We start from the raw sequence: 13,582 nt of genomic DNA on the forward strand, positions 1-13,582 counted from the left end.
AGCGAAACGAGGCGCCCGCTCAGGCGTGGAGGGTGTTCTGCGGGCGGGCGTGCTCGGCGAGCATCGCGATGCCCCGCTGGAGCCCGCTCAGCAGCTTGCCGGAGGCGAACTCCGACGTCATGGCCAGCACGGCCAGCTCCACCTCGGCGTCGGTGAGGTGACGGCGTACGTCTCCCCCGGTGACCACCTCGGTGACTCGGCGTCCGGGGTCGACCATGATCAGCACGCTGCGCGCGGGCGCCACGAGCCGGTTGTGCAGCCGGGTCGCCCAGGCGCGCGTGTCGTCGCCCTCGGCCGGACCGGCGTAGACGGAGAACTCGAAGCGGCAGGACTGCTCGGCGACGCGGATCGCCTTGTCGAGGGCGAGACGGTCGCCCTCGCTCAGCAGCTCACCAGCTGCCACTGGCGCCACCCGCTCGGGAGTCGTCGCCGTCGGGGGCAGGGAGCTCGGCGACACCCTGACGGGGTCCGCCGATCCACTGGGCCTCGCCACCGGAGTGGTCGGGCAGCAGCTTCTCGCCACGGACCATCGCCGGCAGGTAGACCGCGAGCCCGATGAGCACGAACAGCAGCAGCGGCGCACCGGCGTAGAGCGCGAGCGCGCCGAGGAAGTCGAGGTTGTTGACCTCGTCCTGACCTGCCCAGCCTTCCGGCACGTCGGCGTGGGCCGGCGCGGCCAGCAGGGCCAGCACAGGAGCGCCGAGGACGGCGCTGGAGACGGCGGCGGCGCGGCCGGTCCGCCGGGGACGGGAGCGCCGGGTGCGGGTGGAGAGGCTGACGGGCGTGGTCACGGGCACAAGGGTATCGCCCATACTGGCGGGCATGCCTCACCCCCTCACCACCCAGATCATCGACGTGACCAGGGTCTCCGGGAGCGAGACCAACACCCTCACCGCATGCTCGACCGACGAGTTCCTCTGCACCCGGGTGCTCGAGTGGACCGGCAACCAGGATCTCGCCAACGCGGCGGACTGGATTGTCGGGAAGCCGAGCGCCCTCGTGGGACTGATCCTGATCGGACTCGTGGTCCGGTGGGTGCTCCACCGGGTCATCGACCGCGTCGTGAAGCGCGCCGAGGTGGGCATACTCCCCAACCGCGTCAGCAAGGCGATGACCGGCGGACGGATGGGTGCCGCGCTGAACCTGACCGAGGATCCCTCCCACACCCGCCGCGTGCAGCGCGCGGCGACCATGGGCTCGCTGCTGAAGAGCATCGTCACCGGCGTCGTCATGGTCGTGATCGCGCTGATGTTCATCGCCGAGCTCGGCTACGACATCGCCCCGCTGATCGCCAGCGCCGGCATCATCGGCGTCGCGATCGGCTTCGGCTCGCAGACGCTGGTCAAGGACTTCCTGTCCGGCATCTTCATGATCTTCGAGGACCAGTACGGCGTGGGTGACGAGGTCGACCTCGGCGAGGCCGTCGGCACCGTCGAGGCCGTGAGCCTGCGCGTCACGCGCCTGCGCGACGTCAACGGCACGGTCTGGTACGTCCGCAACGGCGAGATCCTCCGCGTGGGCAACATGAGCCAGAACTGGGCGCGCACGGTGCTCGACGTGAGCGTCGGCTACGGCGAGGACCTCGCCCGTGTGCGGAGCGTGCTCGCGGACGTGGCGCACGACCTGTGGGAGGACGAGGACTTCAAGGGCCGGATCATCGAGGAGCCGTCGGTCTGGGGCGTGCAGGACCTCGGCCCGGACGCCGTCCTGGTCCGCGTCGCGCTGAAGACCGCGCCGCTCGAGCAGTGGGCCGTGGCCCGCGAGATGCGGCAGCGGATCAAGTACCGCTTCGACCACGAGGGCATCGAGATCCCCTTCGCCCAGCGCGTGCTGTGGATGCGCGACGGCGACCCCCGGGCTGCCGGTGACGCGGCGGACTCCCCCGCCGAGCCCCCGCCCGGCGCGGCGCCCGCCGAGGGACCCGCGCGCGCGGAGGGACCTGCCTGAGGGCGCCTCCGGTGCGTTCCGGCGCACGGGACACAATGGTCGGGTGACCACCACCTTCTACGACGAGATCGGCGGCGAGCAGACGATCCGCACGATCGTCCACCGCTTCTACAAGGGTGTGGCCGACGACGAGCTGCTGCGCCCGATGTACCCCGAGGCCGACCTCGGTCCGGCGGAGGAGCGCTTCGCGCTGTTCCTCGTGCAGTACTGGGGCGGGCCCTCGACGTACTCCGAGACCCGCGGGCACCCGCGCCTGCGGATGCGGCACGCGCCCTTCCAGGTCACCCCGGCGGCCGCGCAGCGCTGGCTGGTCCACTTCCGGGCCGGCCTCGACGCAGCGAGCCTGACGCCGGAGCAGGACGAGCGGTTCTGGGACTACGTCACCCACGCCGCCCAGTTCATGGTCAACACCCTGGAGTGAGCTCCCGGTAGGCGTCCGGCACGGGTGCGGGCCGGCCCGTGGCGTTGTCGATGCACACCCCCACGACGCGGGCGCGGGCCAGCACGTCGTCGCCGTCGCGCACCACGGACTCGAAGACGACCGAGGTCCGACCGATGCGGGAGACCCACGTGCGGCAGTCGTAGGGCTCGGGCCGGAACAGGATCGGGCGCCGGTAGTCGACGTCGGTCTGGGCGACCACGAGGTGGTAGCCCTCGCCGAGCTCGCCGGCCTGCGACACCATCAGCTGGATGCGGGCCTCCTGGAAGTACTCGAAGTACTTCACGTTGTTGACGTGGCCGTAGATGTCCACGTCGCTGAAGCGCACGTGCACCGGGTAGGTGCCGCCGGGCACCTCCACGACCTCGACCGGTGACGGTGGACGCACGGGCTCGTCCGGCTCGAGGAGGCGGGTCAGCGACTCCTTCTCCCCCGCATGCAGGCGGCGCGGCCGCTCGGTCGCGAAGACGTACGGCGTCAGCACGGTGCGCGCACGCAGGAAGACCGTGCGCTCCCCGGCGGCGTCCTCGGCGAAGATCTCGTAGCCCATGGTGAAGCTCGCGGCGCGGATCTCGGTGACCCAGCACTCGATGGCGACCGGCTCGAAGGAGAAGGTCAGCGAGGAGACGTAGGTGACCTCGTGGCGCACCACGACCACGCCCTCGGCCAGGTCGTCGGCCCGGCTGTCGGGGGCGTGGGTGCGGAACATGTCGACCCGCGCCTCCTGCATGTAGTCGACGTAGGTGACGTTGTTGACGTGGCCGAGCAGGTCGAGGTCGGCCCACCTGAGCGGGCAGCGGTAGAGGTGGCGCACGTCCTGATCGTCGCAGAGCCGCCGCGCGCAGGCGTACGCCGCCCGCCGGACCCGGGGGTCATGACGTAGGCCACACCCGGGCCGGTGCCGCGCCGGGGGACGGCGGACTAGGGTGCCGGGAGACCGTGCCAACCCACGAGTAACCGGAGTTCCCATGCCCGAGGCAGTGATCGTTTCCGCAGCGCGTACCCCCATCGGCCGGGCCAACAAGGGCTCGCTCAAGGACTTCCGCCCCGACGACCTCACCGCGCTCGCCGTGCAGGCCGCGCTGGACAAGATCCCCGACCTGGACCCGACGACGATCGAGGACCTGCTCCTCGGTTGCGGGCTCCCCGGTGGCGAGTCGGGCAACAACATGGCCCGCGTCGTGACCACGCTCCTCGGCCTCGAGGTGCCCGGTGCCACGGTGACCCGCTACTGCTCCTCGTCGGTGCAGACGACCCGCATGGCCTTCCACGCGATCAAGGCCGGCGAGGGCGACATCTTCGTCTCCGCCGGCGTCGAGACCGTCTCGCGCTTCGCCAAGGGCACCTCCGACCACATCCCCGGCACGCGCAACCCGCTCTTCGAGGACGCCGCTGCGCGCACCGACGAGTACGCCAAGGGTGGCCGGGACTGGCACGACCCCCGCGAGGACGGCCAGCTGCCCGACATCTACATCGCGATGGGCCAGACGGCCGAGAACGTCGCGCGGATGCGCGGCCTGGACCGCAAGGAGCTCGACGAGTTCGCCGTCCGCTCGCAGAACCTCGCCGAGAAGGCGATCACCGACGGCTTCTGGGAGCGTGAGATCACCCCGGTCACCACGCCCGACGGCACGGTCGTGACCAAGGACGACGGACCGCGCGCCGGAGTGACGTACGACGCCATCGCCGGCCTCGACCCGGTCTTCCGCCCCGACGGCGTGGTCACGGCCGGCAACTGCTGCGCGCTGAACGACGGCGCCGCCGCCGTGGTCGTCATGTCCGACACCAAGGCCGCCGAGCTCGGCCTGACCCCGCTCGCGCGGATCGTGTCCACCGGCGTCTCGGGGCTCTCCCCCGAGATCATGGGCCTCGGCCCGGTCGAGGCGACCAAGAACGCCCTCAAGCACGCCGGGATGAGCATCGGCGACATCGACCTGGTCGAGATCAACGAGGCGTTCGCCGCGCAGGTCGTGCCGTCCTACCAGGACCTCGGCATCGACCTGGACCGCCTCAACGTCAACGGCGGCGCCATCGCGGTCGGCCACCCCTTCGGCATGACGGGTGCCCGCCTGCAGAACACGATGCTCAACAGCCTGGACTGGCACGACAAGTCGACCGGCCTCATCACCATGTGCGTCGGCGGCGGCCAGGGCATGGCGATGATCCTCGAGCGCGTCGGCTGACGGGTCCCGGCACTGCACGGCACTAGGCTGGCGCCATGACCACCACGGGGGAACCGCGCTGGCTCGACGACACGCAGCAGCACTCGTGGCGTGCCCTGATGATGGGCATGACGCTGCTGCTGGAACGTCTCGACGACGACCTGCGCCGCGAGTTCGGGATGTCGCTCACCGAGTACGAGGTGCTGGTGCGGCTCTCCGAGCGGCCGGGCCGGGCGATGCGGATGGCGCAGCTGGCCGATGCGATGGCGCACTCACGCAGCCGGGTGACGCACACCGTCGCCCGGATGGAGGCCGTCGGCTACGTCACCCGCGGCACGACGCCCGAGGACGGTCGCGGCGTCGTCGCGACGATGACCGACCAGGGCTACGAGCTGCTCGAGCGGGCCGCGCCGTGCCACGTGGAGAGCGTGCGCCGCAACATCGTCGACCTCGTCGCCGACGACGACTTCGCCGCGGTGGGGCGGGTCTTCGACCGGGTGGCCGACCACCTCGTGACGCGGCACCCGGAGTCGGAGATCCGTACGCAGTAGCAGCACCCCGAGCAGACGAGAGCCGCCCGCGAGGTTTCCTCGCGGGCGGCTCTGTCAGATCAGTCGCGGGTGAGGCGGCGGTGCGTCACGCGGTGCGGACGCGCCGCCTCGATGCCGAGACGCTCGATCTTGTTCTCCTCGTAGGCCGCGAAGTTGCCCTCGAACCAGAACCACTTGGCCGGGTCCTCGTCGTCGCCCTCCCACGCCAGGATGTGGGTCGCGACGCGGTCGAGGAACCACCGGTCGTGGGAGGTGACCACGGCACAGCCGGGGAAGTCGAGCAGCGCGTCCTCGAGCGAGGACAGGGTCTCGACGTCGAGGTCGTTGGTGGGCTCGTCGAGGAGCAGCATGTTGCCGCCCATCTTCAGCGTCAGCGCGAGGTTGAGGCGGTTGCGCTCACCGCCGGAGAGCACGCCGGCCTTCTTCTGCTGGTCCGGGCCCTTGAAGCCGAAGGAGGCGACGTAGGCGCGGCTGTTCATCTCGAAGTTGGCGACCTTGATGAAGTCCAGGCCGTCGGAGACGACCTCCCAGACGTTCTTGTTGGGGTCGATGCCGCCGCGGCTCTGGTCGACGTAGGAGAGCTTGACCGTCTGGCCGACCTTGAGGTCGCCGGTGTCGGGCTGCTCCTCGCCCGTGATCATCCGGAACAGCGTGGTCTTGCCGACGCCGTTGGGGCCGATGACGCCCACGATGCCGGCGCGCGGGAGCTTGAAGGACACGTCGTGCATCAGGGTGCGACCCTCGAAGCCCTTGCCGAGCCCGTCGGCCTCCAGCACGACGTCGCCGAGGCGCGGACCGGCCGGGATGTTGATCTCGGAGGTGTCGATCTTGCGCATCCGGTCGGCCTCGGCCGCCATCTCCTCGTAGCGCGCGAGACGCGACTTGCTCTTGGTCTGGCGGGCCTTGGCGTTGGAGCGGACCCACTCGAGCTCGCGCTCGAGGACCTTGGCGCGCTTGGCGTCCTTCTGGCCCTCGATCTTGAGCCGGTCCTTCTTGGTCTCGAGGTAGGTCGTGTAGTTGCCCTCGTAGGGGTGCGCCTTGCCGCGGTCGAGCTCGAGGATCCACTGCGCGACGTTGTCGAGGAAGTAGCGGTCGTGGGTGACGGCCAGGACGGCACCGGGGTAGGAGGCGAGGTGGCCCTCGAGCCACTGCACCGACTCGGCGTCGAGGTGGTTGGTGGGCTCGTCGAGGAGCAGCAGGTCGGGCTGCTGGAGCAGCAGCTTGCACAGCGCGACGCGGCGGCGCTCACCACCGGACAGGTTGTCCACCAGGACGTCCGGCGGCGGGCAGCGGAGCGCATCCATGGCCTGGTCGAGGCGGCTGTCGAGGTCCCACGCGTTGGCGTTGTCGAGCTCGGTCTGGAGGTTGCCGGTCTCCTCCATCAGCGCGTCCTGGTCGGCGTCGGGCTCGCCCATCTCCATGTAGGCGTCCTCGAGGCGCTTCATCTTGGCCTTGAGCTCGCCCACGGCCTCCTCGACGTTCTCCAGGACGGTCTTGCCCTCGCTCAGCGGGGGCTCCTGCTGGAGCATGCCGACGGTGGCCTCGGGGTCAAGGATCGCGTCGCCGTTGTTGGCGTGGTCGAGCTGCGCCATGATCTTGAGCAGCGAGGACTTGCCCGTGCCGTTGGGTCCGACGACGCCGATCTTGGCGCCGTGGAGGAACGAGAGGGTGACGTTGTCGAGGACGACCTTGTCACCGTGGGCCTTGCGCACATTGCGCAGTGTGAAGACGTACTCAGCCATGCGGGCGAGCCTACGGGGAACCGGACCCCGCCCGACAATCGCGCCCGGGACGCAGCGGACCTGAGACCATCCACCGCGGTCACCGCGTCGAGCAGGGTGAGGGCCGCCACCGAGGGGGCCTGCAGAAGGGGGATGCCATGCGTGGGAGCACCGGCGTCGACGAGGAGTTCACCTCGTTCGTCGCGTCCGCCTCACCCCAGCTCCACCGCAAGGCGTGGTTGCTGACCACGTCGTCGGTCGCGGCCGAGGACCTGCTCCAGACGGCGCTGGCCAAGGCGTACGTCCACTGGCGCCGGGTGAGCGCGGCCGACGACCCGACCGCCTACGTGAGCGGCATCGTGCTGAAGACCTTCCTCAGCGACCGGCGCCGCCGCAGCAGCACCGAGGTGGCAGTGGCGGAGGTCGACGACGTCAGCACGGAGGACGACGACCCGGCGCTGCGCCTGACGCTGCTGGCCGCCCTCCGCACGCTGGCGCCGCTCGACCGCGCGGTGGTCGTGCTGCGCTACTGGGAGGACCGCTCCGTGGAGGAGACCGCCCGCACGCTCCACCTGAGCAGCGCCGCGGTGAAGAACCGTTCGCTGCGTGCCCTTGCCACCCTGCGCGCCCAGCTCGACGACGTGCGCGACCCGTTCCTGCTCCCGAAGGGTTCCCGATGAGCACCCACCGCACCGACGCCGCCCCCCTGCCCGGCTCCGACGAGGCCTACGTCCGCACCGTCATCGAGGCCGCCATGGCAGACGCGCGGCCCCCTCTCGACCTGCCGGGCGCAGCACTTGCCCGAGGCCGGCGGCTGCGTGCCCGCCGCCGGGTGACCGTCGCCGCGGCCGCCGTCGCCGCCGGACTCGCGGTCGGCGCGGCGGGGCCGTGGCTGGCTGCCGGGGACGGAGCCGCCACCCGGAGCAGCGACCTCGTCGCGACGCAGCCGGCAGCGCCCGAGCCGGGGTTGCCGCAGACGCCGAGCGGCTGGTGGGACATGCCAGCCAACGAGATGGTCGAGACCCTGACCGGGATCCTGCCCGACGGGGTGATCCTCACCGCTACGGGCCCGCTCGCGGGCGACACCGAGCAGGGCGGCCCCAGCCACGGCTTCATCAACTCGACCCTCGGCGTTTCTGCCGGCGGCGAGGTCGCCACGGGCAACGTGAACATCATGATGTGGCCGGCAAGGACGGCCCCAGTCGCGCTGGAGGGCGTCGGCGCGGAGGAGGCCACCTTCGAGGTGGGCGTGCAGGCCGGCTGGCTCACCTGCCCGGGGGATCTGGGACCCAGCACGACCTCCTGCACCGAGATCCGCGGCCCCGGCGGCGAACGGACCGGTCGCCGCAGCACCACGGCGATGGGGGACGTCAGGATCGTCGAGGTGGTCGTGGTCTCCGGCGACGGCATCGTCTACGGCGCCACCGCCAACACCGACGACGACAAGTGGGGCGCCGAGTCCCCCGTCACCGCGCCCCGACCGCCCCTGACGATGGCGCAGCTCGAGGCGATCGTGCGCGACGAGGCGTGGACGTCGTACCGGCCGTGACCTCAGGCCGCCTGCGGCTCCTCAGCGCTCGTCATCGGCTGCACCTCGGCGACCTCAGGCGCCACGGCCTTGGCGAACCTGGTCGTGCCGTGGCTCAGGTCGTGGCCGACGGAGGTGGCGACCACCTCGAAGGAGGTCTGCGGCTTGCCCTCGCGCTCCCACACGTCGGCGACGAGCCGACCATGCACGACGACGGGGTCGCCGCTGCTCAGCGAGTCGGCGACGTGGCGCGCGAGCCGGTTCCACGCCTTCACGGTGTGCCACGAGGTGGTGCCGCGGACCCACTCGCCGTCGCGGTAGCGGCTGGGCGTGCAGGCGACGCGGAACGAGGCGACCTGGCGGCCCTCGGTGAGCTCGCGCAGCGTCACGTCGCCGCCGATCCAGCCGGTCAGGGTGATCTGGGTGTCGTACATCGGGGTGTCTCCTGGACTCGGCGGCGGTGGTTCCGCCGCGGTCCCCCAAGGCTGTGCACCGGGGCCGACAACCTCGACCCGAGGGAGCGCCGACCTGTGGAGAAGCCCGCCTGACGCGTCCCTGTGGACGCCTCGTGGCCCGCGATGTGGCCGGAGACCGTCAGCGCAGCGCGGTGGTGAGGCCGTCGCGGACCTCGGCGTAGGACGCGAGCTCGGCCTGGATCGGGGCGACGACGACCTCCGCGGACACCTCTGAGATCGCCTCGCGCAGGCGCTTGTCGGCCGAGCGCGCCCGCGCCTTCGCGGTGAGCGACACGAGCCAGCGGCACACCAGTGCCAGGAGGATGCCCAGGCCCACCCCGCCCAGCAGCATCAGCGTGGGCAGCGGGAAGGCGCCGACCTCCGGGGTCGGGGGCTCGGGCAGCCGGGCGTAGGAGCCGAAGGCGAGCAGTGCCAGCCACCCGGCGCCGAGGACGGCGGAGACGATCAGGACGTACTGCAGGACGCGGACGAGGCCGGCCCACACCGGGATCTTCGCGGCGCCGAGGTCGGTCGAGGCGACCGCCCGGTCGAGCCGGTCACCCAGGTCGGGCAGGCGCGAGACGGAGGCTGCGCGGACGGCGGAGGCCCAGGCCGGGGCCATGCCCTCCCCGACGTGGTCGGCCAGGGCCCGGACCTCGGTGTCGACCCGGGCACGCTGGACACCTGTGGCCTTGGGCACCGACGTGCGCGCGGTGCCGGTGAGCTCCTTGCCGGACGCGCCGAGGTCGAGGTGGAGTCGCTTGAGCGGGTCGGGCTTGAGCCGGGAGAACCAGGCGGTCACCGGCCACCCGGTCGCCCGGTTGGCCCGCAGGCGGGTGGAGTCGGCGACGGCCTTCACGACGGTCGGCACGCCGGCGGCTTCGGCGAAGGCGTCGTCGAGGGCGGCGATCCGCTCCTTCGACAAGGTCGGTGCCTTGCCGGTGCCGGTGGCCTCCTGGAGGCGCTGGGCGGCGCTCTTCACGTCGGCCTCGAGCCGCGAGCGGGTGACCTTCTTGGCCGCGACGCGCTCGGCGATCATGCCGCGCAGCTCGTCGACGCCCCAGCCGTGGCGCGCGCTCACGCCCAGCACCGGGACGCCGGCCAGGCCGTCGGCCTCGAGCAGGCGGCGTACGTCGTCGAGCATCGAGGCGCGCCGGTCCTCCGCCACGGTGTCGATGTGGTTGAGCACCACCAGCATCACGTCGCGGTGCCCCGACAGCGGCTTGAGGAAGCGGTCGTGGATGGCGGCGTCGGCGTACTTCTGCGGATCGAGCACCCACACCAGCATGTCGGCGAGCTGCACCAGGCGCTCGACCTCGAGGTGGTGGGAGACCTCGGTGGAGTCGTGGTCGGGCAGGTCGAGGAGCACGACGCCGCGCAGCTCGACGTCCTCGTCGGCCTTGGAGAGCATCGAGTCACGGGTGACCTGGTGGCGCGAGGGGATGCCGAGCCACTCGAGCAGCTCCTCGGCGCCCTCCTTGCCCCACACGCACGCGGTGGCCCACGACGTGGTGGGGCGGCGTACGCCGACCGCGGCGAGCTCGAGCCCGCTCAGCGCGTTGAAGGTGGAGGACTTGCCCGAGCCGGTCGCGCCGGCAAGGGCGACGACGGTGTGGTCGGCGGACAGCTTGAGGCGGCCCGCCGCACGGGCGGCGACCTTCTCCGCGTCGTCCACGACGGCGTCGTCGACCCGTCCGCGGGCGGCCGTGGCGGCGCGCTCGAGCCCGTCGACGCGGGCGCCGATGTCAGAGCTCCTGGTGACCAGCTTCTTGGCCCCTTCGAGCAACGACGTCATGGCTCCCTCACGGTTGGGTGGTGCGGTTGTTGGGGACTCAACCCTAGGGGGCGCTCCCGGCGGCGTCCGAACCCTGGGGCTGCTGCGTCGCGGCGTAGCGCAGGTCGTCGACCTTGCGGGCCGCGGAGCGCATCCGCTCGGGCGCCTCGGGCGAGATCTCGAGGCTGTCGAGGAGGTCGGTGTAGCGACGGCGCTCGGCGTCGAGCAGGTCGCTCATCGAGGCCTCGAGCCGCTGGCGGGCGCGCTCCGCGAGGCTGCGCACCGCCTGGTCGCCGAAGACGGCCTCGAGGAGCTTCTGCCCCAGGAGCGCCGAGCCGCCGGCGATGCCGGCCTCGGCACCGACCAGGAGGCCACCGGTGTGGGCGAAGACGACGATCATCAGCGCGACGGCGAGGCCGTTGACGCCGAAGGCCAGGAAGCGCGCGGTGGAGCGCTTGTCAGCACCCTCGCTGCGCACCATCTCCAGCACGTCGTCCTGCCAGTCGCGCACGGCGCGCTCGGCGCGACGGCGGAAGTCGCGGGACGCGCGACCGAGGTCCTCGCCCGCGTCGCGGAGCAGGATCTGGCCCGCAGCGGTGCCCCGCCAGGACGCCTCGGCGCGCTCCGCGGCGGCCTCGGCGTGCTCGAGGATGAGCGTCTCGAGACCCGACTCGACGGCGACGGTGACGCGCTCGGCCTGCTGCGGCTTGCCCTTGACCGCGTTGACGACCCGGTCGCGGATCCAGCCGACGCGCGTCTCGAGCGTCTTGAGCAGCTCTCCGGTGCCGACGAACTCCTGCCAGCGGGCCAGCACCTCGCCGCGCAGCAGCGAGCCGTCGGCCGAGGCCTCGCCGACCGCCTTCACGGCACGGTCGTAGGCCTCGTTGGCGTCCTCGCGGAGGCGGCGTACGGCATCGGTCTGCTCGGTCGCGGCGTCGGCGACGGTGTGCGTACGCCGGCCCAGCGTGCGGATCGCGCCGTCGAGCGTCTGCTGGACGACCGCGGCGCGGGCGTCCTGGTCGTCGGCCAGGGCCTGGAGCCAGCGGCGGATGTCGATCACCGAGTCCGAGGACAGCAGCCCCATCTCGGAGACCTCGCCCTCCTCGACGGTGAAGAGCGGGGAGTCCTTCAGCCCGCGGCTGGCGAGCATCCGCGCGAGGTGGGTGGCGATGGTGTCCACCGCATCGGCGGGTGTGCGGTCGAGCACGATCGCCACGGCGGCCGAGCGCTCGGCGGCCTTGCGCAGGAAGTCCCACGGCACCTGGTCGGCGTACCTGGCGGCCGAGGTGACGAAGAGCCACAGGTCGGCGGCGGCGAGCAGCTGGGCCGCGAGCACGCGGTTGCGCTCCTCCACCGAGTCGATGTCGGGGGCGTCGAGGATCGCCAGCCCCGGCGACATCGCTGACGAGGCGACCAGCTGGAGGGCCTCGGGGTCGTTGGTCTGGCGCGTGACGCGCTCGAGCTCGGGGAGCAGGCGGTCCTGGCCGAACCACTTCGCGTCGTCGGGGTGGTGCACCAGCACCGGCGAGCGGGTGGTGGGGCGGAGCACGCCGGGCGTGGTGACGCGGGTGCCGACGAGGGAGTTCACCAGGGTCGACTTGCCGGCGCCGGTGGAGCCACCGACGACCGCGAGCAGCGGTGCGTCGAGGGTCATCAGGCGCGGGATGACGTAGTCCTCGAGCTGGTCGACCATCTCGTCACGCGCGGCCCGCTGCTCGTCGGCGCCGGGCAGCTCCAGCGGCAGCCGGGCCTCCTGCAGCGCACCGCGCAGCCGCACGAGGGCGGTCACCATCGCGGTCGTGGCGTCGGGCGTACGACGGCCGGGGAACGGCGTCTGGTCCGCCTCGGGCTCGCTCATCGGGTGGGTACCACCTGTCCGGGGAAGGAGATGTAGGGGCGGATGAGCCGCAGCTCCTCGACGTGCTCCTGCCCGCGGACGGCGAAGTCGTCCGGAGCGGTGCCGCGGAGGTAGCGGTGGTGGAGGTAGCCGAGCTCGATGGCCGCCGCCTGGTACTCGCGCATGGCGCGCTCGGCCTGCTTGCCTCCGTGGTGCAGCGCCCAGCGGCGCGCTTGCCGGCGGGCGCGCAGGTCCACCAGCCACGGGATGTCGGTGGCGGGCAGCAGCCCGCGCCCGGCGGCGTCCTGGAGCGCCTCGGCCAGGAGCGGGTGCTCGGAGCGCCGGCGGTAGACGGCGAACGCCACGACGCCGAGGAAGGCCGGGAGCATCAATGTGGCGTAGACGACGATGAAGGTGCCCTGGATCGTGGAGTAGTTCCACAGTCCGTGCAGCAGAGCGGCAAGCGCGAGCCCCACCACGGGGGCGAGGCGGCGTACGAGCGGGCGGGAGCTGGAGATCGCGAGCCCCACGCCGATGCCGGTGAACACCGTGAAGAGCGGGTGCGCGAACGGGCTCAGCAGGCACCGGACGATGAAGGTGGCGGTCAGCGCCACCGAGCCGCCCTCGAGCCCGTCGGTCCCGCTGTAGGCGGCGGCGAGGTAGAGGATGTTCTCGGTGAAGGCGAAGCCGATGCCGACCATCCCGGCGTAGACGATGCCGTCGAGCACGCCGTCGAGCTCGTGGCGGCGCCACCACAGCAGCAGCACGAGGAAGGCGCCCTTGGTGACCTCCTCGGTGACCGGGGCGACGACCGAGAGCGAGTCGGACTCGCTCGCGCCGCCGAACATGCCGAGGACCTGCAGCACCAGCGCCGCGGCGGTCGCGACGAACGCACCCCACAGCAGGCCCGCGGCGAGCAGGCCCCGCGGCTCGGGCTCGTAGCGGTCGAGCCACATGAAGCACCCGACCAGCGGACCCACCGGCAGGGCCGCGAGGAGGGCGGCCAGCGCGAGGGTCCCAGGGGCCCCTGCGAGGGCGAAGTTGAGCGCCATCGCAGCGGCGCCGACGAGCACCAGGACTGCCACCACGACCGTGAAGGCAACGCTGTCCCGGCGGCGTCGATGCATGGTATGAACCCTAACGGAGCAAGGCACTTCGACCGTGGTTG

General features: G+C 71.9%; 14 protein-coding genes. 6 read left to right on the forward strand and 8 right to left on the reverse strand.

Annotated elements, in window-relative coordinates; translation table 11 throughout:
* Positions 1-19 precede the first annotated feature (19 nt).
* Positions 20-403, reverse strand: a complete 384-nt coding sequence (locus CFI00_RS16500; RefSeq protein ID WP_207082153.1) for a DUF5130 family protein — start codon at positions 401-403, stop codon at positions 20-22.
* Complete coding sequence (locus CFI00_RS16505; protein WP_207082154.1) at positions 390-791, reverse strand: hypothetical protein; 402 nt, start codon at positions 789-791, stop codon at positions 390-392. The genes CFI00_RS16500 and CFI00_RS16505 overlap by 14 nt, the downstream gene beginning before the upstream one ends.
* Before the next feature lie 31 nt (positions 792-822).
* On the opposite strand from CFI00_RS16505, the gene CFI00_RS16510 reads away from it, so the two are divergent.
* Positions 823-1,947, forward strand: coding sequence for a mechanosensitive ion channel family protein (locus tag CFI00_RS16510; RefSeq protein ID WP_207082155.1), 1,125 nt, complete (start codon positions 823-825; stop codon positions 1,945-1,947).
* Positions 1,948-1,990: 43 nt separating this feature from the next.
* Entirely contained in the window at positions 1,991-2,368 is a 378-nt protein-coding gene (locus CFI00_RS16515) for a globin (protein ID WP_207082156.1), read from the forward strand.
* On the opposite strand, the gene CFI00_RS16520 is transcribed toward CFI00_RS16515, so the two are convergent.
* Complete coding sequence (locus CFI00_RS16520; RefSeq protein WP_207082157.1) at positions 2,352-3,200, reverse strand: thioesterase family protein; 849 nt, start codon at positions 3,198-3,200, stop codon at positions 2,352-2,354. The two genes, CFI00_RS16515 and CFI00_RS16520, sit on opposite strands and share 17 nt — an antisense overlap.
* Positions 3,201-3,354: 154 nt before the next feature.
* Here CFI00_RS16520 and CFI00_RS16525 point away from each other — a divergent pair, with 154 nt between their 5' ends.
* Positions 3,355-4,569, forward strand: coding sequence for an acetyl-CoA C-acetyltransferase (locus tag CFI00_RS16525; RefSeq protein WP_207082158.1), 1,215 nt, complete (start codon positions 3,355-3,357; stop codon positions 4,567-4,569).
* A 35-nt stretch (positions 4,570-4,604) separates the two neighbouring features.
* Positions 4,605-5,099: a MarR family transcriptional regulator gene (locus CFI00_RS16530; RefSeq protein ID WP_207082159.1), complete on the forward strand. Its 495-nt coding sequence runs from the start codon at positions 4,605-4,607 to the stop codon at positions 5,097-5,099.
* 59 nt (positions 5,100-5,158) lie between these two features.
* Here the strand turns inward: CFI00_RS16530 and ettA are convergent, their stop codons facing one another.
* Complete coding sequence (ettA, locus tag CFI00_RS16535) at positions 5,159-6,841, reverse strand: energy-dependent translational throttle protein EttA (protein ID WP_207082160.1); 1,683 nt, start codon at positions 6,839-6,841, stop codon at positions 5,159-5,161.
* A gap of 137 nt (positions 6,842-6,978) precedes the next feature.
* Here ettA and CFI00_RS16540 point away from each other — a divergent pair, with 137 nt between their 5' ends.
* Both CFI00_RS16540 and CFI00_RS16545 read left to right on the forward strand, forming a co-directional pair.
* Positions 6,979-7,500, forward strand: a complete 522-nt coding sequence (locus tag CFI00_RS16540) for a SigE family RNA polymerase sigma factor (protein ID WP_207082161.1) — start codon at positions 6,979-6,981, stop codon at positions 7,498-7,500.
* A complete protein-coding gene (locus CFI00_RS16545) occupies positions 7,497-8,369 on the forward strand; it encodes a hypothetical protein (protein WP_207082162.1) in 873 nt (290 codons plus the stop codon). The genes CFI00_RS16540 and CFI00_RS16545 overlap by 4 nt, the downstream gene beginning before the upstream one ends.
* 2 nt (positions 8,370-8,371) lie before the next feature.
* On the opposite strand, the gene CFI00_RS16550 is transcribed toward CFI00_RS16545, so the two are convergent.
* From CFI00_RS16550 to CFI00_RS16565, 4 genes are all read right to left on the reverse strand, one after another.
* Positions 8,372-8,782 (reverse strand): single-stranded DNA-binding protein, encoded by a 411-nt coding sequence (locus CFI00_RS16550; RefSeq protein WP_207082163.1) that lies wholly within the window; start codon positions 8,780-8,782, stop codon positions 8,372-8,374.
* 160 nt (positions 8,783-8,942) lie between these two features.
* On the reverse strand, positions 8,943-10,598 hold the full coding sequence (locus CFI00_RS16555) for a YfjP family GTPase (RefSeq protein ID WP_207082164.1): 1,656 nt from the start codon (positions 10,596-10,598) through the stop codon (positions 8,943-8,945).
* A 43-nt stretch (positions 10,599-10,641) separates the two neighbouring features.
* Positions 10,642-12,435 (reverse strand): GTPase domain-containing protein, encoded by a 1,794-nt coding sequence (locus CFI00_RS16560; RefSeq protein WP_242532446.1) that lies wholly within the window; start codon positions 12,433-12,435, stop codon positions 10,642-10,644.
* Positions 12,432-13,541: a PrsW family intramembrane metalloprotease gene (locus CFI00_RS16565; protein ID WP_207082165.1), complete on the reverse strand. Its 1,110-nt coding sequence runs from the start codon at positions 13,539-13,541 to the stop codon at positions 12,432-12,434. Before CFI00_RS16565 ends, CFI00_RS16560 begins: the two co-directional genes overlap by 4 nt.
* Between the last annotated feature and the right edge of the window lie 41 nt (positions 13,542-13,582).

This window comes from Nocardioides sp. S5 (assembly GCF_017310035.1).
Classification (GTDB): Bacteria; Actinomycetota; Actinomycetes; order Propionibacteriales; family Nocardioidaceae; genus Nocardioides.

Excerpts from the sequence above, each read along its gene's own strand:
- CFI00_RS16525 (WP_207082158.1), top strand. The coding sequence starts at position 3,355 with ATGCCCGAGGCAGTGATCGTTTCCGCAGCGCGTACCCCCATCGGCCGG.
- CFI00_RS16565 (WP_207082165.1), bottom strand. The coding sequence starts at position 13,541 with ATGCATCGACGCCGCCGGGACAGCGTTGCCTTCACGGTCGTGGTGGCA.
- CFI00_RS16555 (WP_207082164.1), bottom strand. The coding sequence starts at position 10,598 with ATGACGTCGTTGCTCGAAGGGGCCAAGAAGCTGGTCACCAGGAGCTCT.
- CFI00_RS16540 (WP_207082161.1), top strand. The coding sequence starts at position 6,979 with ATGCGTGGGAGCACCGGCGTCGACGAGGAGTTCACCTCGTTCGTCGCG.
- CFI00_RS16550 (WP_207082163.1), bottom strand. The coding sequence starts at position 8,782 with ATGTACGACACCCAGATCACCCTGACCGGCTGGATCGGCGGCGACGTG.
- CFI00_RS16560 (WP_242532446.1), bottom strand. The coding sequence starts at position 12,435 with ATGAGCGAGCCCGAGGCGGACCAGACGCCGTTCCCCGGCCGTCGTACG.
- ettA (WP_207082160.1), bottom strand. The coding sequence starts at position 6,841 with ATGGCTGAGTACGTCTTCACACTGCGCAATGTGCGCAAGGCCCACGGT.
- CFI00_RS16510 (WP_207082155.1), top strand. The coding sequence starts at position 823 with ATGCCTCACCCCCTCACCACCCAGATCATCGACGTGACCAGGGTCTCC.
- CFI00_RS16545 (WP_207082162.1), top strand. The coding sequence starts at position 7,497 with ATGAGCACCCACCGCACCGACGCCGCCCCCCTGCCCGGCTCCGACGAG.
- CFI00_RS16530 (WP_207082159.1), top strand. The coding sequence starts at position 4,605 with ATGACCACCACGGGGGAACCGCGCTGGCTCGACGACACGCAGCAGCAC.